Annotated in this window: 23 protein-coding genes and 1 pseudogene; 10 read left to right on the forward strand and 14 right to left on the reverse strand. The window is 74.1% G+C overall.

The features are described from left to right. The 5 genes from ACI79V_RS14735 to ACI79V_RS14755 form a co-directional block, all read right to left on the reverse strand. Nucleotides 1–869: phosphatase PAP2 family protein (locus tag ACI79V_RS14735; protein ID WP_456890412.1), on the reverse strand; the 869-nt coding region annotated here is incomplete at its 3' end. A gap of 93 nt (nt 870–962) precedes the next feature. Beyond that, complete coding sequence (locus tag ACI79V_RS14740) at nt 963–1,472, reverse strand: hypothetical protein (protein WP_456890413.1); 510 nt, start codon at nt 1,470–1,472, stop codon at nt 963–965. Nucleotides 1,473–1,864: 392 nt separating this feature from the next. Further along, the gene (locus ACI79V_RS14745; protein WP_456890476.1) at nt 1,865–4,156 is read right to left on the reverse strand and encodes an MMPL family transporter; all 2,292 of its coding nucleotides are present in this window, start codon (nt 4,154–4,156) and stop codon (nt 1,865–1,867) included. A 117-nt stretch (nt 4,157–4,273) separates the two neighbouring features. Then, the gene (locus ACI79V_RS14750) at nt 4,274–4,729 is read right to left on the reverse strand and encodes a hypothetical protein (protein WP_456890414.1); all 456 of its coding nucleotides are present in this window, start codon (nt 4,727–4,729) and stop codon (nt 4,274–4,276) included. A 1,605-nt stretch (nt 4,730–6,334) separates the two neighbouring features. Continuing rightward, on the reverse strand, nt 6,335–7,690 hold the full coding sequence (locus ACI79V_RS14755) for an extracellular solute-binding protein (RefSeq protein ID WP_456890415.1): 1,356 nt from the start codon (nt 7,688–7,690) through the stop codon (nt 6,335–6,337). Between the two features lie 554 nt (nt 7,691–8,244). Between ACI79V_RS14755 and ACI79V_RS14760 the strand changes: the two genes are divergently transcribed. Both ACI79V_RS14760 and ACI79V_RS14765 read left to right on the forward strand, forming a co-directional pair. Beyond that, nucleotides 8,245–8,781 carry a hypothetical protein gene (locus tag ACI79V_RS14760; RefSeq protein ID WP_456890416.1) on the forward strand — a complete coding sequence of 179 codons (537 nt, stop codon included), beginning with the start codon at nt 8,245–8,247 and terminating at the stop codon, nt 8,779–8,781. Nucleotides 8,782–8,799: 18 nt separating this feature from the next. Beyond that, the gene (locus ACI79V_RS14765) at nt 8,800–9,597 is read left to right on the forward strand and encodes a hypothetical protein (RefSeq protein WP_456890417.1); all 798 of its coding nucleotides are present in this window, start codon (nt 8,800–8,802) and stop codon (nt 9,595–9,597) included. Nucleotides 9,598–9,804: 207 nt separating this feature from the next. Here ACI79V_RS14765 and ACI79V_RS14770 read toward each other — a convergent pair whose 3' ends face one another. The 4 genes from ACI79V_RS14770 to ACI79V_RS14785 form a co-directional block, all read right to left on the reverse strand. Beyond that, nucleotides 9,805–10,467, reverse strand: a complete 663-nt coding sequence (locus ACI79V_RS14770; protein WP_456890418.1) for a hypothetical protein — start codon at nt 10,465–10,467, stop codon at nt 9,805–9,807. A 147-nt stretch (nt 10,468–10,614) separates the two neighbouring features. After that, nucleotides 10,615–11,133, reverse strand: a complete 519-nt coding sequence (locus ACI79V_RS14775; protein ID WP_456890419.1) for a GerMN domain-containing protein — start codon at nt 11,131–11,133, stop codon at nt 10,615–10,617. 104 nt (nt 11,134–11,237) lie between these two features. Further along, on the reverse strand, nt 11,238–12,707 hold the full coding sequence (locus ACI79V_RS14780) for a sensor histidine kinase (RefSeq protein WP_456890420.1): 1,470 nt from the start codon (nt 12,705–12,707) through the stop codon (nt 11,238–11,240). Continuing rightward, on the reverse strand, nt 12,704–13,381 hold the full coding sequence (locus tag ACI79V_RS14785) for a response regulator (protein ID WP_456890421.1): 678 nt from the start codon (nt 13,379–13,381) through the stop codon (nt 12,704–12,706). The genes ACI79V_RS14780 and ACI79V_RS14785 overlap by 4 nt, the downstream gene beginning before the upstream one ends. Before the next feature lie 337 nt (nt 13,382–13,718). Here ACI79V_RS14785 and ACI79V_RS14790 point away from each other — a divergent pair, with 337 nt between their 5' ends. After that, nucleotides 13,719–14,042 carry a hypothetical protein gene (locus tag ACI79V_RS14790; protein ID WP_456890483.1) on the forward strand — a complete coding sequence of 108 codons (324 nt, stop codon included), beginning with the start codon at nt 13,719–13,721 and terminating at the stop codon, nt 14,040–14,042. Nucleotides 14,043–14,072: 30 nt separating this feature from the next. On the opposite strand, the gene ACI79V_RS14795 is transcribed toward ACI79V_RS14790, so the two are convergent. Continuing rightward, complete coding sequence (locus tag ACI79V_RS14795; protein ID WP_456890477.1) at nt 14,073–14,156, reverse strand: four-helix bundle copper-binding protein; 84 nt, start codon at nt 14,154–14,156, stop codon at nt 14,073–14,075. 148 nt (nt 14,157–14,304) lie between these two features. Further along, a pseudogene (locus ACI79V_RS14800) lies at nt 14,305–14,466 on the reverse strand (four-helix bundle copper-binding protein); the annotation flags it as partial. A gap of 218 nt (nt 14,467–14,684) precedes the next feature. Between ACI79V_RS14800 and ACI79V_RS14805 the strand changes: the two are divergent. Genes ACI79V_RS14805 through ACI79V_RS14815 form a run of 3 tightly spaced genes read left to right on the forward strand, consistent with a single transcriptional unit; the run spans nt 14,685 to nt 18,609 of the window. Beyond that, nucleotides 14,685–16,826 (forward strand): molybdopterin-dependent oxidoreductase, encoded by a 2,142-nt coding sequence (locus ACI79V_RS14805; RefSeq protein ID WP_456890422.1) that lies wholly within the window; start codon nt 14,685–14,687, stop codon nt 16,824–16,826. A 25-nt stretch (nt 16,827–16,851) separates the two neighbouring features. After that, complete coding sequence (locus ACI79V_RS14810; protein WP_456890423.1) at nt 16,852–18,078, forward strand: cation:proton antiporter domain-containing protein; 1,227 nt, start codon at nt 16,852–16,854, stop codon at nt 18,076–18,078. A 15-nt stretch (nt 18,079–18,093) separates the two neighbouring features. Further along, nucleotides 18,094–18,609, forward strand: a complete 516-nt coding sequence (locus ACI79V_RS14815; protein WP_456890424.1) for a DUF421 domain-containing protein — start codon at nt 18,094–18,096, stop codon at nt 18,607–18,609. Between the two features lie 25 nt (nt 18,610–18,634). Here the strand turns inward: ACI79V_RS14815 and ACI79V_RS14820 are convergent, their stop codons facing one another. Further along, nucleotides 18,635–19,987 carry a DUF2254 domain-containing protein gene (locus ACI79V_RS14820; protein WP_456890425.1) on the reverse strand — a complete coding sequence of 451 codons (1,353 nt, stop codon included), beginning with the start codon at nt 19,985–19,987 and terminating at the stop codon, nt 18,635–18,637. A 203-nt stretch (nt 19,988–20,190) separates the two neighbouring features. Here ACI79V_RS14820 and ACI79V_RS14825 point away from each other — a divergent pair, with 203 nt between their 5' ends. Beyond that, nucleotides 20,191–21,189 carry an ion channel gene (locus ACI79V_RS14825; RefSeq protein WP_456890426.1) on the forward strand — a complete coding sequence of 333 codons (999 nt, stop codon included), beginning with the start codon at nt 20,191–20,193 and terminating at the stop codon, nt 21,187–21,189. Here ACI79V_RS14825 and ACI79V_RS14830 read toward each other — a convergent pair. Next, on the reverse strand, nt 21,184–21,588 hold the full coding sequence (locus ACI79V_RS14830) for a YetF domain-containing protein (RefSeq protein ID WP_456890478.1): 405 nt from the start codon (nt 21,586–21,588) through the stop codon (nt 21,184–21,186). The two genes, ACI79V_RS14825 and ACI79V_RS14830, sit on opposite strands and share 6 nt — an antisense overlap. Nucleotides 21,589–21,630: 42 nt before the next feature. Continuing rightward, entirely contained in the window at nt 21,631–21,753 is a 123-nt protein-coding gene (locus tag ACI79V_RS14835; RefSeq protein WP_456890427.1) for a hypothetical protein, read from the reverse strand. Nucleotides 21,754–21,896: 143 nt separating this feature from the next. Between ACI79V_RS14835 and ACI79V_RS14840 the strand changes: the two genes are divergently transcribed. The 3 genes from ACI79V_RS14840 to ACI79V_RS14850 are packed head-to-tail and all read left to right on the forward strand — an operon-like array spanning nt 21,897 to nt 23,570. Next, nucleotides 21,897–22,529, forward strand: a complete 633-nt coding sequence (locus tag ACI79V_RS14840) for an iron transporter (protein ID WP_456890428.1) — start codon at nt 21,897–21,899, stop codon at nt 22,527–22,529. Between the two features lie 24 nt (nt 22,530–22,553). After that, nucleotides 22,554–23,030 carry a nuclear transport factor 2 family protein gene (locus tag ACI79V_RS14845; protein ID WP_456890429.1) on the forward strand — a complete coding sequence of 159 codons (477 nt, stop codon included), beginning with the start codon at nt 22,554–22,556 and terminating at the stop codon, nt 23,028–23,030. Nucleotides 23,031–23,060: 30 nt separating this feature from the next. After that, a complete protein-coding gene (locus tag ACI79V_RS14850; protein WP_456890430.1) occupies nt 23,061–23,570 on the forward strand; it encodes a hypothetical protein in 510 nt (169 codons plus the stop codon). The last annotated feature ends 27 nt before the right edge of the window (nt 23,571–23,597 follow it).

Below are 23,597 nucleotides of genomic sequence, written 5' to 3' on the forward strand. Positions count from 1 at the left end.
CCCCCCCCCCCCCCCCCCCCCCCCCCCCCCCCCCCCCCCCCCCCCCCCCCCCCCCCCCCCCCCCCCCCCCCCCCCCCCCCCCCCCCCCCCCCCGGCCGGCCGGCGAGGGTGAGGTGGGCCGCCTCCTCGGGAGGGACCTCGAGCGGATCGAGGGGCTGGTGGGGGTACCGCCCGGTGTCGTGCTGCCAGGCCCGGAAGGCCGCGGCGGTGACGGCCAGCCAGCCGGCACCCAGCGCCCAGCCGGCGAGCACGTCGGAGACGAAGTGCACCCCCAGGGCCAGGCGGGTGAACCCGACTCCCACAACGAGGAGCGCCGTGGCGGTGACCAGCCACGGCCGCGTCCGGCGCCGGACCGCCGGCAGGGCGACGAGGAGGAGCACTCCCCACGTCACCAGGGCGGTCATGGCGTGCCCGCTGGGGAAGCTGGCGTTGGACGGCGTCTGCACGACCGGCGACTCGACCACCGGCCGGGCCCGGTCGACGACGGCCTTGGTCACCGGGCCGAGCACCCCGAGCCCCAGCCCCGTCGTCGCCACGAACGCCGCCAGCCGCCGTCGCCGGCGGATCAGGAGGAAGACGGTGGCGAGCACCAGCAGCAGCACCGCGGTCCCGGTGCCACCCAGGTCGGTCACGGCGGAGAGCGTCGTCACGAGCGCCGGGGATCGGCTCACCTCCTCGTTGAGCGCGCGGACGACCTCGCCATCGAGGGCGGTCAGTGGCGCCCACGAGCGCTGCACCAGCAGCCACAGCAGCAGGAACGGGACCAGACCGACGGCGACGGCGGCCCAGCCGAGCACGGCGCGCACGCCGAAGCGGCCGATCCCGGCGGTGTCCGCCGAGGTGGTGCGCGGGGCGAGGTCGTGTCGCATCGTCGGTCCTCCACGGGTTCCGGTCGGTGTTCCTCCGTGCGACCGCAGGCGCGCCGCCCGGCCCGGCGGCGCGCCTGCGTGGTGAGGGGCTCGTCAGTCGACGTTCTCGAGGACCTCCACGTCGTCGGCGACGACGTAGGGCTCCTGCTCCCACTCGGCGAAGAGCGCGTCGTCGAGGTCGACCCCCAGGTCCTCCTCGGCCTCAGCGATCACGAACCTCTCCTGCACCGTGCCCGTCACCTCGACGGTGGTCTCCGGCGACAGCTGGGCGTCTCCGGCGGCGCCGACGACGAGCAGCGAGTCCACGGTGGTGTCGTCGGCGCCGGCGATGGTGAACGCCTCGGGGGTGATGACCTCGTCGACGTCGGCCGACAGCGTGACCTGCTCGCTGGTGTACTCGCCGAGACCCTCGTGGAAGTCGGTGTCGTAGGGGCCCTCGTAGGCTTCCGCGACGGCGGACTCCTCCTCGACGACGTCCTCGACGTCGGTGCCGGTCTCCGATCCGGCCGTGTCACTGCACGCGGACAGTCCCACGGTCGAGACGGCGGCGAACGCCGCGACGGCGACGCGGACGCTCTTGGGCGTGGTCGGGGTCGTGCGCATGGTTGCTCCTCCTGCCGGCTCGGATCCGGCATCGACGACTGCACGTCCACCGTGCCCACGGCCCGACGGCCCCGACTCGGACCACGACGGGTCGTCATCGAGCTGACAAGCGGCCCCCGCCGGGATCCGCGGCGGTGTGACACCGAGGTGACGGCGCCGCGGCTGGAGGTGATCGGCAGTCACCGCCGCGGGCCCTCGGCGACGTCTCGAGCCCGCCGATGGCGCGACCGGGGCCAGCGGGGGTCGCTCCTCCCGGTGCGGACGGCGCCGTCGGCACCTGGCGGTCCGTTGCCGCCGTCCCCGCCCGGAACGGTCGTGGAACCGACGGCGGACCCTCAGCGATCGCGTCGCCGGGGTCGTGCTCTCAGGTCCGCACCCGGCGATCGGATCGGTCACCGGGCGCCGGGCACCGGCTCAGGCGTCACCGCTCCCGCCACGGCCCCCGGCGGGGGCTCCCCTGCTGGGTGCGCGGTGCGGATGCGCCGACCGGGCCAGCCGGCGGTCGATCCCAGCAGCGTGAGGATCGCGGGCGTGAGAACGGGCCGGATGAGGAAGGTGTCGATGAGGAGGCCGACGGCCATCGTGAAGGCCACCTGGCGGAAGGAGGCGAGCGGGATGATCGCCACCATCGCGAACGTGGCGGCGAGGATGAGCCCGGCGGCGCTGATCGCCCGGCCGGTGGCCGGAAGGGCCAAGGCGATGGCCCGCGCCAGGCGATGGCGGGCGGCCCGCTCCCAGATCGCCCCGACCGCGAAGACGTTGTAGTCCGAACCGAGGGCCAGGAGCAGGACCGCCGTGGTGAAGGGGACGTAGAAGGTCAGCCCCGGATCGTTCCGGAGGTCCTGGAAGACGAGCACCGTGAGACCCACCGCGGCCGCGACGCCCAGCGCGCTGCACGTCAGCAACGCCACCGGTGCCACCAGGGCGCGCAGGTAGACCGTGAGGATCACCAGCTCCACGACCAGCGCCGCGGCCAGGATGAGCCACAGGTTCTCGCGCGTCAGCTCGACGAGCTCCGCGGCGATCACCGTCTGACCGGTCACGGCCACGGTCGCGTCGTCGACCCCGGCCTCGAGCAGCAGGTCGGGGAGCCGGTCCCGCAGCTCCCGCAGGTCCGCGAGGGCATCAGCGGCCAGGGGATCGCTGTCGAGGATGACGACGAACCGTGCCGCGTCCCCGTCCTCGGCGAGGAAGATGCCGAACTCGTCGTCGACCGGGTTCTGTGCCGGGCCCAGCACCTGGGCCACTCCGGGCTGCTCGGCGATGGCCGCCTGCAGCGCATCCAGGGCGGTCCGCTGGCTGGTGACGTCCACTCCCTCGAGGAGGACCTCGGTCGGCGCGACCACCCCGCGGATGCCGGCCTCCTGGAGCACCTCGGCCCCCAGCTGCACGGGATCGCCGGAGGGCAGACCGGAGGCGAAGGAGACGTCGAGGCGCATGTGCAGGACCGGCAGCGCGGCCAGGGCCAGCAGCGTCCCGCCGAGCAGGGTCGCCACGGCCGCACCCCGCCGGTCGACGACGAGACGGACCAGCCAACTGGCTCGGCGCGAGGACGTGCCGGGGGCGGAGCCGCGGGCCGTCGCCATCCGACGAGGGGCGAACAGGGTCCTGCCGAGCACGGCGAGCAGCGCCGGCACCAGGGTCAGGGAGACCAGCAGGCCGACGACGACGGTGAGCGAGAGGGCCGGTCCGAAGGCCTGGAACAGCTGGAAGTCCGCCACCAGCAGGGCGGCCGTCCCGCCGGCGACGGTGATGCCGGCGACGGTGACGATCGGGCCCTCGGTGGCCAGGGTGCACCGGGCGGCCTCGATGCGGTGCAGGCCGCGCTCGAGGTGTGACCGGAACCCGGTGAAGAACAGCACGCAGTAGTCGGTCACCACGCCGATCAGCAGCGCCGCAGTCAGCGGGCGCAGCTGGTCGGGGAGCGCGAACCCGAGGACCCCGGCGAGGAACTCCAGCAGCCGGACCGTCACCAGGTACCCGATGCCGGCGACGAGGAGGACCACCACGGGGGCGACGACGGACCGGAAGGTCAGGGCCACCACGACGGCGATGAGCACGAGGGTCGCGATCTCGAACAGGTGCAGTCGTGACTCGAGGTGGTGCACCTGGCGGACCTGCGCCGGGACGACACCGGTGACGTAGGTCTGCACGGACGGGTCCCGGGCGAAGTGCGCGGCGTACTGCTCGGCCAGCTCGACCCTGTCCTCGAGCGCGATGCCCTCGGTGGTGTAGAGGTAGGTGACCGCGGTCTCGGGGGTGGCCGTGGGAACCGGCACCGCTGCCTCGACGCGGGTGCGGCCGGGTCCTGCCGGGTCCCGCATCGAGGCCTGGGTCGTGGCCAGGGCGTGCACAGCGACGTCGGCACGGGTGAGGACGTCCAGGCCGTCCGGGTCGTGCACGACCACCGAGGTCTCGGAGAGGGCAGGGACGCGGAACTCGGCCAGGGAGCGCTCCAGGACGGCGACCGCCGGGCTGTCGGCCGGCAGGAGGCTGCCGATGTCACCGCCGCCGCCGTCGCCGTCCCCGGGGAGGACAGCGGTGGCGACCACCGCGGCCGCGACCCAGGCGCCGATCACCAGCCAGCGCGCCCACACGACGGCGACCCGCAGGGCCCGACCGGGCAGGTGCACCAACCGGCGCAGCCGGCTCGGGGACGGCGCGGCACCGTGCTGCTGGGACATCACGACCCCCAGGGGAGAGCCCCGGACGGCCCGGGATGGTCGGGTGGGGAACGGCACACTCCGGGCACGACGTCGGCCTGGGGGCCGGTCGGCCGGGTCATCGCCCCGACGAGGAGGTCACCCGGTGGGCGAGGCGCCCGCGGAGGACGGCTCGGGTGGTGCCGATGGCGCCGGTGGGGTCGACGGCAGGCGGGTCGGGTCGGTGGCGCTCTCGCCACGCGGGATGTCGACCCGGCAGGCGGCCAGATCCCGCTCCAGTTGGTCCCGGAGTGGCTGGAGCTCGTGGACGACCGCGTCGAGTCGCCCCGCATCGAGGGCGAGCAGGGCGCTGCCCAGGTCCTCGATGGCGACGTAGGCCCGTTCGGCGGCCTCCACGGCGCGCAGGCAGGCCACGGAGATGCTCACCTGCCCCTCGGGGCCCGGCGAGGAGTCCTGCCCGGGGACGTCCGCCGTGGCGGTGGGCGCGGCGACCGTCCCGGCTGTGTCGTCGCCGGCTGTGTCGTCCCCGGCGAGGGTGGTGATGCCCGCGCCGAGCAGCCCACCGAGGGCCAGGCCCAGGACCAGGAGCCCCACCCGGAGCCATCGGCCCGTGCTCCGCGGGTCCTCGTGGTGGTGGTTCGGTGCGCCACGGTCCCCGTCCATCACCGGTGCCCTCGGTGCTCGGGTCCTGGTCCGGCGGGGACGGGGCAGCCCGGCGTCACGTCTGCCGCGGCGGCGGCCGCAGGGGCGCCCCCCGCCGGATGGGGGAGGGACCGGCACTCCCCGGACGGGTCGAGCACGAGCAGGATCGCCGAGACGGTGCCCGTCCAGGAGGTGCCGGTCCTGGCATCGGGAGCCGCTCGGTGCACCTCGAAGCCGGGCGTGGTGGGGATCCGGTCGTCGACGACGAGAGGAACCGGCCTGCGTGGCCGCACCGGAGCCGGCGCAGGAGCACGCCGTGGGGGAGTGCGGCGGTCCTCGAGGAGTCGAGCGCACAGCTCGGGCCGGACGTGGATGGCGACCGGCTCTGCCGTCCCCGGCCGCCACGCCTCCCGGAGGAGGTCACCGGATGCATCCCCCGGCGACTCCGACACACCGGCCGGCGCGGCCTTCGGGGAGTGCCCCCGTCGCCAGGCGTCCTGTCCGACTCCGAGGCGGTCGGCCCCGCCGATGGCGCGGGCCGGCGGACGGGCGTCCACGGTTCCCGGGACGGTGGTCACAGCCATGGTCGCTCCTCCAGAGTGGCGGGTCGCGGTGTGTCCGACGGCGGCCGCGGTCCACGGATGCCCCGGACGGCGAGGCGGACAGGGGATGTCGCGCCGTTGTCGCGGAGCTGTAATGGCCCCGCAGCACAGGACCCGTCCGGCCGGCAGACCCGCGGCGCGGACGGTGGCCGTGGAGCGGACGACGCGACGTGGCCTCACGCTTCGCGCGACGGGAGCCAGGGCGGCGCTGGTGAGCGTCCGCTGTTCGCCGGTGCCGGCGGTCGGATCCTCACCGCGGACTGCGCGCATGTCCCGTCGTGGCCAGGGCTGTCTCGGATCTCGTGGCTGGAGCCCTGCCGACCGACCACTGGTCGGCCTGTCCGCGAGACCTGGGTGGAGATGGCCGGCGGAGGCTCGACGTGGACACGGGGCCGACGGACGGTCCGCCAGGACGATGACCGGTCCGCGGCCTCCGGGTCCGGACGCAGCGTCTCCGGGTGCCAGCGAGCGGCACTCACGGAGTCATCAGCCCGTCCGGCCCAGCCGCGGTCGCTCGTGCCAGTGCCCCGGCTGCTGCCGAACACGCCGGCGTCGGGTGCACCGGCCCACTCCACCCGGCGGCGGCTCGCCGCGGACCCCGCCCAGGTGAGTGTGGCCGGGGGTATCGGTGCCCGCCCGTCGCGCGTGCGGCAGCGGACGAGATGGACGACGAGACGGCGGAACAGCACGCTGCCCTCCGGCGTCATCGGGACCCTGCTCGACGACTCGTGACCGAGACGAGGGCTCCTCGCCGGGGTACGCCTCGGCGAGGTTCCCGTCGCGATCGTGCGGTCGGTGCCGCAGACAACCGAGGGCCGGGGGTAGCAGGACATCGTCCGGGATCGGACCGGATTCGGCAGTCGCGGACGCGGGTCGAGCTCCGACGGGCCCGGAGGTCGCTGGCTGGGTGCGGGTCGGCGCCGATCGCGAGGACGACCGGAGGCCTCTCACGCGATCACAGCAACTGCTCCCCGGCGAGCACCGCCTCGATGAGCGCGGTCGCCTGCTCGCCGGTCACCCCGGGCACGACAGCCTCCGGCGGGTGGTAGGTGCGCTGGATGCCGAAGGAGACCTCGTTGTAGTAGGCGGTCTGAGGTCGCGGAGCGGCCTGCTCGAGGGATTCCCGGATCAGCGGCGCCTGCGGGAACGCCTCGATCACCTCCGGGTCGTCGTAGACCGCGGCGGAGGAGGCGGGGTTGCCGTTGGTGATGAAGTAGTAGGCCTGGTTCTGGTCGGAGACGATGCACTCGGCCGCGTCGAACGCCAGGTCGGGATGGCGGCTGAACGCGCTCACGCCCAGGTTGATGCCGCCGTAGGGCGGGCGCGCGGGGTCGTCGGCGTTCACCCGCGGGTACATCGCCCACCCGTAGTCGGCCGGGACCGACGGGCCGAGCGTGCCGGCCTCCACGGCGGTCAGGGCGCGCGGCCAGACGAACGGCCAGTTGACCATGAACCCGCCGTCGGGTCCCTCGAACGCGTTGGCCGAGGCGTCCTCGTTCTCGCCGGAGAACGCCGGCCCGGCGACGCCCGAGGTCGCGACCGCGTTCATCACCTCGGCTGCGCGCACCCCGGCGTCCGAGGTCAGGCCCAGCTCGATCCGCCCGGGGTCCTCGGCGTGCTCGGTGATGATCGAGCCGCCGGCAGACTCGATGAGCGCGTTGAGCCACACGGTCAGCGACTCCGCCCGGGCGCCCTGGGCGCCGATGTCGGTGCCGGTCCGCTGGGCGGCGTCGACGATCTGGTCCCAGGTCACCGGCTGGGACATGTCGAGGCCGGCGGCCTCGGCGACGGATGTGCGGTACCAGAGCAGCTGGGTGTTGGCCCAGAACGGCACGGCGACCACCTCCCCGTCCCAGGTCGAGGCCTCGACGGCGCTCTCGACGACGCCGTCGGTGACGCGGTCCTCGACGTCCTCGGGCACGTCGGCGAGGAAGCCGGCCTGGGCGAACTCCGGGATGTACGGCGGATCGAGGCTCATCAGGTCGATGGAGTCGTCCTCGGCCGCCAGCCGGCGGACCAGCTGCTCGCGCTGGGCGTTCGCGTCGCGGGGGAGCCGGGAGGTGCGGATCTCGTAGGCGCCGTCGGCGGCCTCGGTGCACCGGCGCGCGATCTCGGCCTGCCCGCCCGAGTCGGGGTTGGTGTACCAGGTGAGCGTCGGGGCACCGTCGCCGCCACCCTCATCGCCGCAGGCGACGAGCGTCGCCGCGACCAGGACGCCGGCGAGGAGGCTGCCGGCACGCCGGCAGGCAGCTGGAGCACGGGGACCGGCCCCGGCCGTCCGGGCCGGGCGGGTGTTGTCGACGGGGAGCACCGCGTTCACCTCTGGTCGTCGTCCTGTCGGGGCCGGTCCGGCGAAGGGAGAGGCGCCGGACCGGCGCTTCCACCGTCACCCCTCGACGGGCACCGCAACCTCTGGTCGCCGCAGTCGTCAGCGGCCTGTCACACCACGGCGGGATCAGGAGGGGGGATGTGACGGCTGTGTGACCGCCGGGGGAGTCCGCATGTCCTGCGCTGTCCGGGTCGAGGACGGTGACGGCGGGGCCCTCCTCCCGCGCTCCGGGCACGCCCGGGTGGAGCGCGGCCGGTGCGACCGCCGTCGATGCGATGCGGTGCCCCTCCCCGCACGCGGGCCGGCCGAGGGGTCGGTAGCCGTCGTCTCGGCGGTCGATGACCAGGTGAGGGCGACGCGTCGGTCCCGCTGTGGTCACAGCCCCGTCACCCAGCCCATCCCCGTCGTTGCGAGCGTGTGACGAAGCCGGCCGGGAACGCGACGTGGCCCGTGCGCTGGGCAGCCCCCTGCCGAGCCGATGACCACCCCAGGTGCGTCGCTCGCCGACCGCTTCCCACACCGACCGAGGAGGACCCATGGCCACGATCCGATCCCGGACCGGCCGAGTGCTCACCGCCGCGGCCATCGCTGTGTCGACCGGCCTGGGCCTGACCGCTTGTGGCGACGACCAGCAGGACCGGGGGACGACGCTCGAGGACATCAACGAAGAAGGCGCCGAAGACCTCGGTGACCTCGACGACCTGCAGGACGACGCCTCCGAGCAGGACATCGCCGAGGCACCCAACGAGGACGACACCGTCGCCTTCTTCGACGACCCCGGGGCGTTCACCGACGAACCGGTGACGGTCCGGGGCGAGATCGTCGAGGTGCTCGACCCGCAGGCCTTCGTGATCGGCCAGGGCGACATGGCGACCCTGGTCACCCGACCGACGATGAACGGCGTGACGCTGCTGCCGGGCTACACCGCGCAGGTCACCGGCGACGTCGGGACGTTCATCCTGCCGGAGGTCGAGGAGGACCTCGGGGTCGACCTGGTCGACGAGGGCTTCGCGGTCTTCGAGGACGGCCCCTACATCGCCGCGGTCGACGTCAACCTGCTCGACGAGGACTGAGGGCGGTCGGAGCGCGCCGTGGACGGTGTGCTGACGACCACCCAGAGCGTCGTCGGTGCGCTCGTGCTGGCGGTGCTGCTGGCCGGACTCCACCTGGCCGCGCCGCGCATCCGGTGGCTGCCGCTGGTGCCCGAGCGGGCGACCGCATCCTTCGCCGGCGGGCTCGCCGTCGCCTACGTCTTCCTGCACCTGTTGCCGGAGATCGCGGAGGGCAACGAGGCGGTCGGGGAGGCTCTCGGTGACGTGGTGACGCCGACGCCGCTGGTCGACCTGGGCGTCTTCCTGGTGGCTCTCGGTGGCTTCGCGGCGTTCTACGGCCTCCAGCGGCTGGCCGACCGGCGGGCACCTGCCCCCTCGCGCACGCCTCAGGGCCAACCGCTGCGGGCGGACGAGCCGGCCGGCGTCTACTGGCTGCACCTCGGGGCGTTCACCGTCTACAACGTCCTGATCACTTACACGATGGCCCTGCGGCTACGCACGGGCCTGGCGTTCGCCCTGCTCTTCACCGTCGCGATGGGACTGCACTTCGTGCTGACCGACCGGTCCTTGGAGGAGCACTATCCCCAGCGCTTCGCCCGCTCCGGCCGGCTGGTCCTCGCCGCCGCCCTCGTCGTGGGGTGGCTGCTGGACGCCTTCTTCGCGCCGACGAGCGCCCTGCTCGTCGCGGTGCTGACCGCGCTGCTCGGCGGCTCCATCCTGCTCAACGTCTTCAAGGAGGAGCTGCCGGCCACCGGGCGATCCAGCTACCCCTGGTTCCTCACCGGACTCGTGCTCTACGCCGCTCTGCTCACGGTGGTCACCGCGCTGGGGGAGTGACTCCGGTCCGGTTGCGCGGCCGGGGGTCCGGTCGGCGCCCGGACATCAGCAAGAGACCGCCGTTCCCGTCACCGAACGGCCCGGCGGTGCCGGCTGCGGCGATCGGCCTCGCGGTCGGCGCCCGGTGGGGAGGCGGAGAGCCTGCGGCCGCCGACCGGGAGGGGAACGTCGGCCGGGACGCGGAGGACGAGGTGGCCGACGGCGCTCTCACCGGGGCCCGTCCGTGGTGTCCTGCACGTATCCGTCGGGCGGAACGCCTGGGGCTTCGGACAGCCACCGGCTCGTCCCGGCCGGGTCGCGCCGGCGCAGCTCGGCGACGAGCATGCACCGCCACGCGTGCCGGACGCCGCTGTCCTCGTCGCGGGACGGGCCCATGCCGGTCAGGTCGCGCCACTCGGCGAGCAGGACGTCGACCGGTAGCGAGCGGAGGAAGTCGTGCACCGACTCCGCGTCCGGCTGCGGGGTGACGGCCGGCACGGACGCGTGCGGACCCGGCTCACACACCGACCCGCCCCACCAGCCGATGGCGATCGCCGGTGCCAGGACGCCGGCGAGCAGGCCGAAGGGGAGCAGGCCGAGGGCCGCGGTTCCCGCGACGGCCGCCGGGAGGAGCGCCGCGTGCGCGGCGACCAGGGCCGGGTGCGGCAGGGGCGGCAGGTCGGGGATCGACGCCCGGTGCAGCAGCCGGACCGAGCCACCCGCGAGCGCGGCGAAGGCCGCCCCGACGGCCAGGGACGGTCCGGGCGACAGCAGTGCACCGAGTACGACCAGCGGTGCGAGGACGACCACCGCGACCGGCCGCAGGGCGCGCAGGAGAGCGGACCCGAGGCCGTGGGTCCCCGACGACACCCGGACTCCGCTGGCCGCCATGGGGGTCCTCCGTCCGGGGTGGGGAGTGCGCCGTCGACCGGGGACGTGCTCCGCGGGCTGCCCGTCCTCACCTGCCCGGGCGAGATGTCATCACCTCGTCATGCAGGCGCCCGCACCGCTGGCGGCGTGACGCGGTCGTCGCTCGGGTCAGCGGGGCGTGGGGGTGCCGTCGTCCGTCGCGGGGGAGGTCGCGGGGGAGGAGGGCGGGCTCGGTTCGGCGGGCGCGACCGACCGGTAGTCGTCACGGTCCACCGGCCGGTCGCTGAGCCCGGCGTCGGTCGGGACCTCGACGGGCACGCCGTCCACGACGAAGCGGACGCCGGTGACGGTGGGCAGGTCGGTGAGCGTCCACACGACCTGTGCCACCGCGAGCAGCTGGTTGCCGCCGGTGATCCCGGCGAACCCGCGGGTCACCGCCACCGTCGCAGAGCCCTCGGGGCCGACGTCCTCCACGCCGACCACCTCGGGCGCCAGGGCGGTCCGGATCCCGCTGCCCACCTCGGCCCGGGACGGCCCCTCCACGAGCTCGTCGAGGGCTGACGCGGTCGTGGCCGCGTCGGTGCGCCGCTCGACGGGCGTGAGCTCGGCGCCGCGCACGAAGTAGACGATCAGCCGCGGCCCCGCGGCATCGGAGCCGTCCCCGGCCTGCGGCGCCGGCGCGGCCACGGGCGTGACCGGTTCGGGGTCGTCCTGCGGGCGGACCCCGCACCCCGCGAGCAATAGGGCAGCGACGAGCAACGTGAGCGCCCGTACGGCACCGCTCGGGCTCCTCATCGGACCAGTCGTACCGGGAGCTCGACCGCGAACCGGGCGCCACCGGACGGGCTCTCGTCCACGGTCACGGTGCCGCCCATCGCCTGCACGTGCCGCGCCACGAGCGCCAGGCCCAGGCCCGCCCCCTCCGTCCGGGTGCGGATGCTGCCGCTGCCCCGGGCGAACCGCTCGAAGATGCGGCTGCGCTCCTCCTCCGGGACCCCCGGGCCGTCGTCGTCGACCAGGACGCGGACGACGGCGTCCCCACAGCTGACGGTGACGCCGGTCAGGCCGCCACCGTGCTTGTCGGCGTTGTCCATCAGGTTGCCCAGGACCCGCTCGAGCCGGCGTTTGTCGGCGTGGATGACCGCCCGTGCAGCATCCTCGCCGATGTCGAGCCGGGGGGTCGTCCGGCCGGCGAGCCTGCGCCGGGCGAGGGTCTCCTCCACCAGGGCGGCCAGGCGGACCTCCTCCACGGCGAGGTCGGCGTTGCCCGCGTCGGCGCGGGAGATCTCCAGCAGGTCGGCCACCAGTCGCTCGAAGCGCACCACCTCCGCGCGCAGCAGGGACAGTCCCTCCCGGCCGTCGGGGGGCAGGTGGACACCACTGCCCTCGACCAGGTCGAGCGCACCCAGCATCGCCGTCAGTGGCGTGCGCAGCTCGTGACTGACGTCGGCGGCGAACCGGGCGTCGGCCCGGACCCGCGCCTCCAGGGCCGCGGCGGTCCGGTTGAACGACGAGGCGATGGGCGTCAGGGAGGGGTCCCCACGGGGATCGATGCGGGCCGACAGGTCGCCTCCGGCGATCGCCCCCGCGGCCGAGGCGATGCGCTGCAGCGGCCGGAGTGCCGGGCCGGTGATCCACCAGCCCACCAGGAACAGCGGCGGCAGGAGGCCGATGACCGCCACGGTGAGCACCACGCCGAGGACGCGGTAGGTCCGGTCGAGCTCGTCGAGGGGGAACACCTCGAAGTAGGCCTCGTCCAGCCCGGCGAGCGGGATGCCGACCACCATCACCGTGCTGCCGTGCACCTCGATCCGCTGCCGGGCCGGGGTGCCGTCCACGACCGTCTCGGCGAGCACGGCGGGGACGTCGTCGCGTCCGACGAGCAGCGACGTCGTCACCCACTCGCCGTCGTCGACGTACAGGGACACCGAGCCCGTCTCCCGGGGGAGCGCGGCCAGCAGCTGCGGCACGCTGAGACCCTCGGTGCCGAGAGCCCGTTGCACCTGTGCGGCGTTGTCCGCCGTCTGGATCAACGTGCTCCTCTCGCGCTGCACGAGCAGGTACTGGGAGACCGCGGTCCACACGGCCACCGCCAGCACGGCGGAGAGCACGACGGTGACCGCGGTGAAGGCGAGGGTGGCCCTCCCCCGGAGGGTGCGCCAGCGGCCCGTCCGGCGCCGGGTCGCTGCAGGTGCCTGCGTCGCGGGGGCGCCGGCGTCGGCCGGGAGCGACAGGTCCGGGTGGGACCGGATCGCGGTCATCCCGGGACGCGGTACCCCATGCCCCGCACGGTGGTCACCACGCTGGGGTTGCTGGGGTCCTCCTCGACCTTCTTGCGCAGCCGCCGGACGTGGACGTCCACCAGCCGGGAGTCACCGAAGTAGTCGTATCCCCACACCCGTTCGAGGAGCTCCTCCCGGCTGAGGACCCGTCCCGGATCTGCGGCCAGCTCGCACAGCAGGCGGAACTCGGTGCGCGTCAGGTCGACCGGCTGCCCGTCGCGGACCACGGTGCCCTCCTGGGGGGCGATCTCCAGGTCCCCGACGGTGATGCGCACCCGTGGTTCGGGGACGCGGGTCCGGCGGGCGAGGGCACGGATCCGTGCGGAGAGCTCCTTGGCGACGAACGGCTTGGACACGTAGTCGTCGGCGCCGGCCTCCAGCCCGGCGACGACGTCGTGGCTGTCGCCGCGGGCGGTGACCATGATGATGGGGACGTTGGAGGTGCGGCGGATCTCCCGGCACACCTCGAAGCCGTCCTTGCCCGGGAGCATGAGGTCGAGCAGGACGACGTCGAAGTCCCGCTCGCCGAGGCGCTCCAGCCCGGTCTCACCGCTGTCGGCCTCGACGACGTCGAGTCCCTCGCGCTGCAGGGTCATCTGCACGATGCGGCGGACCCTCGGGTCGTCCTCGACGATGAGCACGGATCTGGGCACGTCGGAGAGTCTGCTCACCCGGCTCCCCCTCCACCAGCCTTCCTGGAACGCTCTGGTCCGGTTCACGGATCCGCCCGGCACGGTGACCGGGTCTGCGCAGAGGAAACGTGACGGCGCCGGGATGTCACGGGACCGTCATCGACGCCGGCCCGGGCGGGCGCCGGGTGTGACGAACCGGTGACGCGGGCGCCCATCCGGTCCGGTCCGGTCTGGCCTCCGATGCGACGACCTCGTGACGAACGCCGCCGACCCGTTGGGCCGGCCGGAGGGGCGGAGCAGGCTGAGCTCCACCGGCCGGGAGGTGCCTGCCGGGTCGCGGAGAGGAGGGCTCGACGCGATGAGCGCCACCCGTTCTGACGGTCGGGACACCCGCGGGTCCCGCGGGGCCGCCACCGTCGCGCCGACACCCGGCGCGGCCTCCTTCACCGAGGCGATCGACCGCCGAACCGGTCGCATCCGTGCCCACGGTCGTCTCGACGGCCGTGCCGCGGACATGCTCCGCGGCACGGTGGACGCACTGCGGCAGGGCGGCTGCGCCGGGGTCGTCCTCGATCTCGGCGGCGTGCCCGCGGACGCCGTCGCCGTGGACGCCGTGCGTTCCCTGGAGGAGCACGTGGCCGCGGAGGGCGGTCACGTGGCGCTGGTGAACTGGCGCGGCTGAGGTTCCCCGCGGCCCGCCGCCCGGCCCTCGTCAGCGCGGTCCGGCGAGGAGCGCCCGGCAGGCCTCCTCGCAGCGCCGGCAGGCCTCCGCGCACACCCGGCAGTGCTCGTGCATCTCCGCGTGCGACCCGCACTCGTCGCCGCAGGCCGGCCCTGCAGGCGGCGGCGCAGGCCTCGATGACGGTCCGGGTGAGGTTCGCGTCGTAGCCGGTGTGCCGGGAGAGCACCCGGCCCGTGGCCTCGCAGACGTCGGCGCAGTCCAGATCGGTGCGGATGCACGTCGTGAGGTCGGCGACCATGTCCTCCGACAGGCAGGCGTCGGCGCACGCGGTGCAGGCCTGCGCACACTCGACGCAGGCCTCGATGCACTCCAGCAGCGCCTGGCGGTCGACCCCGCCCAGGTCCTCCGGATACGTCTCCAGCATCTGCCCGGCAACGGTCACGGGTTCCTCCTCGTGTCGGTGGCGGACGTCCGGTGCACGTCCGCGGGACACCGACCCAGTGCGCCCTACCCGCGCCGGCCGGTCAGCGCCGCGATGTCACAGAACCGTCATGAGCCTGGCCGCGCCCGTCGGGCCTGCGCGGGTAGGCGGGACGAGGCCCCGCACGAGGGGCCGCCGGACACGTCGGGGAAGGAGGCGCGATGCCACGGATCGACCGCATCGCCGAGCCGTGGGGGACACGGACGCCGTACGGGCCGGGGGAGACCTGGCCGGTGCGGGTCGACCAGTACCTGGCCGACGGGCTCACCGAGGACGACGTCGACCGGTGGGTGCAGTCGGCGACGATCCTGCACAGCAACGGCGACGGCCTGGACATCGCGGTCAAGGACGGCCGCATCGTCGGTGTCCGGGGCCGCGCCGACGACCGGGTCAACCACGGCCGGCTGGGACCCAAGGACCTGTTCGGCTGGCAGGCCAACAACTCCCCGGACCGGTTGACCCGGCCGCTCATCCGGCGGAGCGGCGAGCTGGTGGAGACGGACTGGGACACCGCGATGGACGCCGTCGCCGGCCGCTGCCGCGAGCTGCTGGACGAGCGCGGGCCGAGCTCGATCGCCTTCTACACGACCGGGCAGCTCTTCCTCGAGGAGTACTACACCCTCGGGCTGATCGCCCACGGCGGCATCGGCACCAACCACGTCGACGGCAACACCCGGCTGTGCACCGCCACCGCCGCGGCGGCGCTGAAGGAGACCTTCGCCTCCGACGGACAGCCGGGCAGTTACACCGACATCGACCACTGCGACGTCATCTGCCTGTACGGCCACAACATGGCCGAGACCCAGACGGTGCTGTGGACCCGGGTGCTGGACCGGCTGGCCGGCCCGAACCCGCCGGCGGTGATCTGCGTGGACCCGCGCGAGACCCCGGTGGCGCGGGCGGCCACCGTGCACCTGGCCCCGCGGCCGGGCACCAACGTGATGCTGGTGAACGCGCTGCTCCACGAGATCGTCGCGAACGGCTGGGTCGACTCCGCGTACGTCGAGGCGCATTCCGTCGGCTTCGAGGAGCTGGCGGAGCGGGTGGCCGACTACCCGCCGGAGGTCGCCGCCGAGGTGTGCGACGTCCCGGCGGCGCAGATCCGCGAGGCCGCCCGGCTCATCGGCAATGCCGAGCGACTCATGTCGACGGTGCTGCAGGGTTTCTACCAGTCACACCAGGCCACCGCCGCGGCCGTGCAGGTCAACAACATCAACGTGATCCGCGGCATGCTCGGACGGCCGGGCTGCGGGATCCTGCAGATGAACGGCCAGCCCACCGCGCAGAACACCCGTGAGGCGGGTGCCGATGGCGACCTGCCGGCCTTCCGCAACTGGTCCAACGACAGCCACATCGCTGACCTGGCGCGGGTGTGGAACGTCGATCCGCTGGACATCCCGCACTACTCGCCTCCCACCCACGCGATGCAGATGTTCCGCTACGCCGAGGAGGGCTCGATCCGGTTCCTCTACGTCACCGCCACCAACCCGGCGGTGTCCCTGCCCGAGCTGGCCCGTATCCGGTCGGTCCTGTCCCAGGAGCGGCTGTTCCTGGTCGTGCAGGACATCTTCCTGTCCGAGACGGCACAGCTGGCCGACGTCGTCCTGCCGGCGGCCACCTGGGGGGAGAAGACCGGCACCTTCACCAACGTCGACCGGACCGTGCACCTGTCGGAGAAGGCCGTGGATCCGCCGGGGGAGGCGCGACCGGACCTCGACATCCTCGTCGACTTCGCGCGGCGACTGGACCTGCGGGACAAGGACGGGGCCCCGCTGGTCAAGTGGTCGGACCCGGAGGGCGCGTTCGAGGGCTGGAAGGAGTGCAGCCGCGGACGTCCCTGCGACTACACGGGCCTGTCCTACGACAAGCTGCGCGGGGGCAGCGGCATCCAGTGGCCCTGCAACGAGGAGCACCCCGACGGCAGCGAGCCGGGGGCGACGAGCGCGGGGCTGGGCGTCCTGCTGCTCACCGCCGCAGTGGCCATGCAGGTGCCCGCCGCCTCGGCCGCGGCCAGCAAGCTGGTCCCCGCTGCCGTCATGGGCCTGGCCGGGATCCGGTTCGCCGTCACCGGCGCCTACGAGCTCACCGGCTCGACGGTCTGGAAGACAGCCGCGGGCTGGGTGGGGCTGGCGCTGGGCGCGCTCGCGCTGTACGCGGCCCTGGCCCTCGAGCTCGAGGGCAGCGAACGGCGCACGGTCCTCCCGCTGGGCCGGCACGGCGCCGGACGCTCCGCCGTCCACGGGCAGGGGACGCTCAGCGCGGAGGAACTGGCCGCGGAGGCCGGCGTCCGGCCCCAGCTGTGATCGGGCGACGGGAGGCGGCGGCTCCGTGACCACCGACGTCGTCCTGCTCGCCGCCGGCGCCCTCGGGCTGGCCGTCGCCGCCCTGTCGGGACGCCTGCGCCGGTGGCCGGTGTCCGAGCCCGTCCTGGCTCTGGTGCTGGGGGTCGTGCTCGGCCCGGCCGTGCTCGGGATCGTCGACGCCCCGCCGCTGACGGAGGACACGACCTGGCTGCACACGGCGACCCGGCTGCTCCTGGCCATCTCGGTGATGGCGGTGGCCCTGCGCTACCCCGTGCGGAACGCGCGGGCGAACCTGCGTCCCGTGCTCCTGCTCCTGGCCGTCGCCATGCCGGTGATGGCGGTCGTGACCGCGGGGCTGGCGGCGGCCGTGCTGGGCGTGGGGCTGGGCACCGCGGCGCTGATCGGTGCCGCCCTGTGCCCGACCGACCCCGTCCTGGCCTCCAGCGTCGTCACCGGCGGTCCGGCCGAGCAGGACCTCCCGGCCCGCGATCGGCAGGTGCTGTCCCTGGAGTCCGGCGCCAACGACGGGCTCGCGCTGCCCGTGGTCCTGATCGCCGTCGCCGTCGCCGGTGCCGGAGGTGTCGGGGCGGCGCTCGCCGAGTCGCTGTGGCAGGTCGCCGGCGCGGTCGTCCTCGGGGTCCTCCTCGGCTGGCTCGGTGCCCGGGCGCTGCGGGCGGGGGAGGAACACGGCTCCACCGACGCCGGTCCCCGGTTGCTGTTCACAGCAGTCCTCGCCTACGCCGTCCTGGGCGCGGCCGGTCTGCTCCACGTCGACGGGATCCTCGCGGTGTTCGTCGCCGGGCTCGCCTTCAACGCCGTGGCCACCGGCCCGGACCGGACCGACGACGTCCCCATCGACGAGGCGGTCAACCGGTTCCTGGTGCTCCCGCTGTTCGTCGCCTTCGGCGTCGTCCTGCCGTGGTCCGCGTGGGCCGACCTGGGATGGCGCGGTCCGGTCCTCGTCCTGGGTGTCCTGCTGCTGCGGCGGCTGCCGGTCGTGTGGCTGCTGCGCCGCCCGCTGGGGCTGAGGCGGGCGGACGCGGTGTTCCTTGGCTGGTTCGGCCCCATCGGGGTGTCGGCGCTGTTCTACTTGGCGCTGGAGGCCGAGCGGCTCGCCGTGGACCCGGTCGTGCTGGCCGTGGGTGGCCTCGTCGTGGCGTCGAGCACCGTCGTCCACGGGGTCACCTCCGCGCCCGGCCGGGTGCTGTACCGGCGCGCCCGGGCGGGCGGGGCCGACGGGCCCGGGCGCTGAGGGGAGGGCGCGCACGTGTGGTTCGACTCGTGGTCCGACCTGGGACGCATCGTGGCGGTCGGCACCAGCGCCTACCTGACGGTGGTGCTGGTGCTGCGCCTGTCGGGGAAGCGGACCCTCGCCAAGCTCAACGCCTTCGACCTGGTCGTCACCGTGGCCCTGGGCTCGACCCTCGCCACCATCCTCCTCAGCAGCGACGTCTCATGGGCCGAGGGAGCCATCGCCCTGGTGCTGCTGGCGCTGCTGCAGACGGTCGTCGCGTGGACGACGGTGCGCCGTCCTCGGTGGCGAGGGCTGGTGACGGCCCGACCCACCCTGCTCCTCCGATCCGGCTGCGTTCTCCCAGCGGCGTTGCGGGAGACGCGGATGACCGAGGACGAGGTCCGGCAGGCGGTTCGTGCCTCGGGCGCGGGTGACCTGTCGTCGATCGCGGCGGTGGTCCTGGAGAGCGACGGGTCGCTGAGCGTCGTCCCGGTCGCCCAGCTCGGGGACGGGTCGAGCCTGCGCGGCGTCCGCGGCGCCGGCGAGTGAGACCACGGCCGGCCGCAGCGCAGCGTCACGGGCGTGGCGCCCAGCGGCCGCCCAGCGCGTCGGTGAACTCCTCCCGCCAGCGTGCGGTTTCGGCCTCGTCCACGTCGGTCGACTCGGCGGCGAGCCGGACGACGCGGTCGTGGTATCGCCGCAGGTCGCGGTCGAGGGCATCCCGCGGTGCCCGCCAGGCCAGCTCTCGCAGCAGTCCGGCGATGCGGCGCAGCACCGCGGGCTGCCCCTCGGCGAAGTGCAGTGGTTCTTCCAGGCCCAGCCGCACCAGTGCGTGCACGTCCCACTGCGGCAGGAGCACGCGGACCACACCGGCCTCGTCCCGGAACGCCCTCGTCCCGGGCGGGTGGGTCACGAGGTGACCGAGGAGAGCGGAGACGTGGGACAGGGCGTGCACCGCGGTCGTGGGGTCGTTCGTGCCCGGGGAGAGTGCGCGGACGGCGATGTCGACGACCTTGCGGAGGCTGTAGGCGACGTCCCGTTCGGGACGTCGTTCGAAGCCCAGGGACACGCTGCGATGCAGCGCGCGTTCCACGCCTTCGAGCCCTGCGGTGCCTGCCACCGCCGGAGGTCTGACGTGGGCCAGCGGCGTACCGGCGACGACCGAGTCGCCGATCCGCGGCTCCAGGACGACGGTGGCGCCGGCGGCGGCCGCCGCGGCCGCGATCCGCGCGCCGTCGACGTCCGTGAGGAAGCCACTCCGGTCGGCGTCGACGACGACGGCCGGGCCGGACGGCGGCGCGCCGACGGGGCGGTCCTCGTCACGGGGCAGCTCCCGGGCGTAGGTGTGCTGCGCCTCGTCGGAGACGTCACGGAGCATCGTCTCGACCCGCAGGGACCGTGCGAGGTGGCCGAGGAACAGCACCAGGCCCACCACGCTGGCCAGGGTGAGGGCGAACCCGACGGTCACCGAGAGCCGCGGCACGAACGCCGGTCCGGCGGACTCCTCGGTGCGCACCGTGCGCAGCACCGTCAGGGCGTAGACGAACGTCCCGACCAGCAGGGCCAAGGTCGTCTGCACCACCCGGTCGGTGACGAAGGTCTGCAGGAACCGCGGCGAGTGCTGGCTGCTGGCCAGCTGCAGCGCCACCACGGTGAACGAGAACGTCAGCCCGGTCACCGAGATCAGCGAACCGGCGATGGCGGCCAGGACGTCCCGGGCCGCCGACGGCCCGCCGCCGAACGCCAGCGTCAGCGGATGCCGGCCCCCGGGCTCCTCGAGGACCTCGTCCAGCGCGGGCAGACCGATCCCGAGCACCACCGCCACCACGATCGCCAGCACCGGCAGCGGCCACAGCGACCCGCGTACCCGGGACAGGAGCCAGGCCCCGGCGCGGCTGAGCAGTCGCCGGCCGCGGGGAGGTCGCACACCTGGTGCATACCTCCGCACGACGCCCGCCCCTCCGCCGGCTCGCAACGTCATGAGTTCGTCACGTGCGCGGACCGCTCGGGGGGCGGGTCCGTGGGCAGCCCCGTCCCCAGTCGCGCGGAGAGGGGACGACGAGTGACGGAACAGCCGGCCGGGCGCGCACCGGGACCCGGGTCCGACGCACCGGACGGGATCGTGCGGTGATGCACGCGGCCGCCATCGTGGGGGGCGCGGTGCTGGTCCTCATCGTCCTCCTGGACGTCCTGTCGACCACGCTCACGCTCGGACGGGGTGCCGGCCCGGTGACCCGGCGTCTCCTGAGGTGGCTGTGGCGGAGCGTGCTGCAGCTGCGGCCGACGACGAGCCGGTCGAGACTCCTGGCGAACGCCGGCCCGGCGCTGCTGGTGCTGACCGTCGGGATCTGGGTCCTGCTGACGTGGGTGGGCTGGTGGCTGGTCTTCCTCGGCAGCGGGTCGATCGAGAAGGCGGACAGCGGGTCACCTGCCGGTGGCTGGGACGTCGCCTACTACGCGGGGTTCGCCGTCTTCACCCTCGGCGTCGGGGACGTCGTGGCCGGCTCCCCTGGGTGGCGGGTCCTGACGAACGTGGCCAGCTTCGGCGGCCTCGCGCTGGTCACCTTGGCGATCACCTACCTGCTGTCGGTGATCTCGGCCGTGGTCACCCGGCGCGCACTCGCCACCCAGATCAGGGCGCTCGGCCCGACGGCGGCGGAGATGGTGCTCGCGGGGTGGACCGGACGGTCGTTCAGCCCGGCCTTCACCCAGTACCTGATCGGCCTCGCGGCTCCCCTCGCCACGGTGGTGCAGCAGCACTTCGCCTACCCGGTGCTGCACTTCTTCCGCAGCCGGTCACCCGAGGAGTCGGCCCCGGTGGCGATCGCCGTCCTCGACGACGCGCTGCTCCTGATGCTCGCTGCGGTCGCACCGGCAGCGGCTCCGGACCGCGCCGCTCTCGCCCCCGTGCGGCACGTCATCGACCAGTACATCCGGACCGTGGGCGCCCTGTCGGCCACCGGCTCGGGAGGCGCGCCGCCGCCACCGTCCATGGCTCCCCTCCTCCGTGCCGGCATCCCCCTGCAGCCGCCGGCCGCCCTGCAGGAGCGACTGCGTGCCGATACCGAGCGCCGGGCCCGGCTCCGGCGGCTGGTGCACGAGGCCGCCTGGCCGTGGCCGTCGTCATGAGCGTGGTCCGGCGGCCTCGGAGGGCCGGGGCCCGGGGTCGAATCCGGCCGCGTCGGCCAGGCCGGCTCGCACCAGCGCGCCGTCCGGCTCGCCCGTCTCGCGGACGACGGTCAGCTCGCCCTTGGTCTCGTACAGCACGTAGCGCAGCTCGCCGACCTCGTGGATGCCGAGCTCACGGAGCTTGGCCAGCACGTCGTTCTCGGTGAGCCCACACGCGCGCAACTGGCTCCGCCGCAGCCGCCCGTGGTCGACGAGCACGCGCACGCGGTGGTCGACCGCCTTGGCGATCCACCGGTTGCCGCGCGCGAGGGTGACCGCGGCGTGCGCGGCCAGCAGCGTCCCCAGGGCCACCGCTCCGACGAGGAACGACTGTCCCTCGGCGACCGCCGTCCGCCCCATCACCGCGCCGATCGCGACCGCGGCGGCGAAGTCGATCGCCGTCTACTGGGACAGCGTGCGGCGGTGCGCGATGCGCAGGCCCACCACCGCCGTCAGGTACATCAGCATGGCCTTCGCCGCGACACCGACCAACGTGTCGACCTGCCCCACCAGCCACGTGGGCATCGCGTCTCCTCGTGTCCGTCGCCCGGTGCGCCGCCGTCGCCGTACCCCGTGTCGGTTGTGTGACAGAGGGAGCGGCCGTCGTTATCCCGTCCGTGGCGCGGGCAGCCCGAGGACACCACACCACCGGGCCGAGGAGGCGTGCCGTGTCAGCAGGCCACGTGGTCGAACAGCAGTCGACCCCGGCGATCGTGCCGCCCAGGGAACGCAGCAACGAGGCCGGGCCGGGACAGCTGGCCACCGCCGAACAGCAGGGTGACGCCTACGGCGCAGCCCTGCAGAGCATGGCCGAGGAGGACGGCGCGGCCGTGACGCGCGCCGGCCACTACCTGGTCGCCCTGGTGACCGAGCAGGCCGAGGGCGTGTACGCCCCCGACGACTCCGGACGCCTGGTGTGGCGAGAGGCCCCGGAGGAGGCCAACGCGCACCTCGAGGTCGCCGTCGCCGACGGAGCGGATGGCCGCTTCGTGCCCGGACTTGACGTGCGGGTGACGGTGCTGAACGGACAGCGACGGCTGTTCACCCAGCCGGCCGACTTCCTCTGGCACCCGTTCCTGTACCACTACGGGTTCAACGCGTGCCTTCCGGGAGAGGGGCCGTACACGGTCCTCGTGGAGATCGATCCGCCGACCTGGCTGCGCCACGACCCGGTCAACGGCAGGCGCTTCGCGACGCCCGTGGACGTCGTCTTCGACGGGGTGACCGTCCAGCCCGGACGCAAGCCCAGCCCGGATGCCCGGCCGAGAGGTCCGGAGACCCCGTACGCCGGTCGACCCTGACCCGCCGGACGGAGGAGGAGCACCGTGGAGCACGAGGGATCGGAGCACGAGGGATCGGCGTCTGCGCTGCGGGGTCGGAGCAGCCGGGACGTCCTCACCGCACACCTGGACCTGCGCAAGGCCGGGGACCTCGAGCGCGACCTGCGGGAGAACTACTCCCCACGCGTCGTCGTCCTCACCGCCCGACAGGTCTTCCGCGGCCACGAGGGCGTCCGGAGGTCGGCGCACCGGCTCTGGGCGGCCATCGGACACGGAGGGGCCTACGCGTACAGCCAGGTCCTGGCCGACGACCGGATGTGCCTGCTGGAGTGGCGCGGAGGTGACGACCACGTCGAGGTGCGGTGCGGTGTCGACTCCTACCTCATCGAGGACGGGTGGATCACCGCGCAGACGATCCACTACCGCGTCGACGACCTGGACCTGTCCACGTACGGCCCGCAGGTGTCCGCGGATCCGGACCGGCTGCCGTTCCTCACCGCCGCACGACCGCGACCCAGCTGACGCACGGCCGCCCAACTGCAGGAGGAGACCATGAGTGCGCACCCGTCCCACGGCCGTCTCGCACGGGCCCTGGCGACGGCCCTCGTCATGACCGGGACGGCGGCGTCGTCGGCGTGTGGGGAGAACCCGCGGCAGCCCGAGACAGGCAGTGATGCGCCGGACATCCGCGGGGCCGAGGACCTGGAGGACCCCTACGACGGTCCCTACACGCCGGACTTCCACGACGACGTCGAGGCGTACGTCGACCAGGAGGTCACCCTGGAGGCCTCGGTGGACCGCACGGTCTCGTCCGTCGCGTTCACCATCACCGGCCCCGACGGCGAGGACGTCGAGCCGCTGCTGGTGGTGGCCGACGACCCGCTGCCGGAGCTGCAGGCAGGCCAGGACGTCGTCGTCGCCGCGGTTCCGCACGACGAGTTCGACCTGTCGGTCGTGGAGGACGACCTGGATGCGTCGCTGCCGGGCGAACCCTACGAGGAGTGGGAGGGCGAGCCCTACCTGAGCGCGAGCACCGTCACGACCGATCCGGCCGCCGAGTAGTCGCCGGTCGGCACGGCCGCTCCAGGC

The organism is Geodermatophilus sp. SYSU D00700, assembly GCF_054050255.1.